This is a genomic window from Photorhabdus noenieputensis, from assembly GCF_018448935.1.
GTDB lineage: Bacteria > Pseudomonadota > Gammaproteobacteria > Enterobacterales > Enterobacteriaceae > Photorhabdus > Photorhabdus noenieputensis.
This window is the reverse complement of the sequence record NZ_RCWC01000122.1, coordinates 1-1272: the sequence shown is the minus strand read 5'-3', so window position 1 is coordinate 1272 and position 1272 is coordinate 1. Positions and strand designations below refer to the sequence as shown.

Here is a 1272-nt window from a genome sequence, read left to right as displayed (position 1 = left end):
ATGTTGCTGTTTTTGTTCCGGGGTATATCGACTACGGCTCATGGTGTCAGTCTCCAGGTGAAGATAAGGAAGCAGTAGCGTGCATGGGCCGGAGAGGAAGAACAAGGTGAGATGACCGGACGTTTACCATAAACCAAGCAAATGAACGGTGATTATAAAAATTTCATTTTGACAACCGCTTAAAAACACGCTACATACTCTAAATAATAGACATATTGGATTCACAACCCCATCCAATATGGCAACTTATAAAAAAATATAATATTAAGTTGAAAAATAATTTATTAGGCGTTATTTTACGGCAATAAAATAATATCATTAACATAAATAGAAAAAAGACCAACGCAAATTAAAACTAATTTAATCGCCTATTAAATCCATTAAAAAGTAATGTTCCGGGGTATATCGGCTACGGCTCATGGTGTCAGTCTCCAGGTGAAGATAAGGAAGCAGTAGCGTGCATGGGCCGGAGAAGAAGAACAAGGTGAGATGACCGGACGTTTACGGTGAGTTCACCGGAACATTACGTTTCAGAGAGAAAACAGAATAAAATATCTAAAATATAGCTTATGTATATATTTATCATTAATCTTATATTTTTCTGTATTATTCCTTTGTTTATTTTCTTATTTATTTTATATTTCTGTGATTTTAAGTTATATATTTAATATATAAGGTCAACCCTGTAAAATATTTATTTTAAGTATAAAAATAACTAAACCGGAAGATCACGGGGATCTTTCCGGCTTTTTATTATACATTAGTCACCACTAACTCTAATAAAACTGACTTGTATATTTTTTACTTTTTCAATTATTTTATGCAATTCGTCCTTTCCATCTGTGATTCTATTTTCCATTTCGGTTAGCTCATGAATAAAAGAAATAGCATTCTTATCTTTTAACAAACAATTCGTTTTGTAATAATCTTTAATCTTTCTTAGATTTTTTGAACTACTCCATCTCGTTGAAGAAGAAAAAATACTTGAATGCAAAATTTCACTCATAACAACATGAATAATTTCATTATTTTTTGTAGTAATATGTATATCAAGCCCCATAAAATCCTCAAAAAATCACATCAGTTGGTTTTAATTCTCTAAATACACTTTGTGGGAAAGAAGTCACTAAATCACCATTTGATTCGTAAACGTCCGGTCATCTCACCTTGTTCTTCCTCTCCGGCCCATGCACGCTACTGCTTCCTTATCTTCACCTGGAGACTGACACCATGAGCCGTAGTCGATATACCCCGGAACAAAAACAGCAACAT

General features: G+C 33.3%; 1 protein-coding gene. It reads right to left on the bottom strand.

The genetic code is table 11. From position 1 onward, the window contains the following. Nucleotides 1-760: 760 nt before the first annotated feature. Nucleotides 761-1060: a hypothetical protein gene (locus EAE91_RS23445; RefSeq protein WP_214090538.1), complete on the bottom strand. Its 300-nt coding sequence runs from the start codon at nucleotides 1058-1060 to the stop codon at nucleotides 761-763. Nucleotides 1061-1272: the final 212 nt, after the last annotated feature.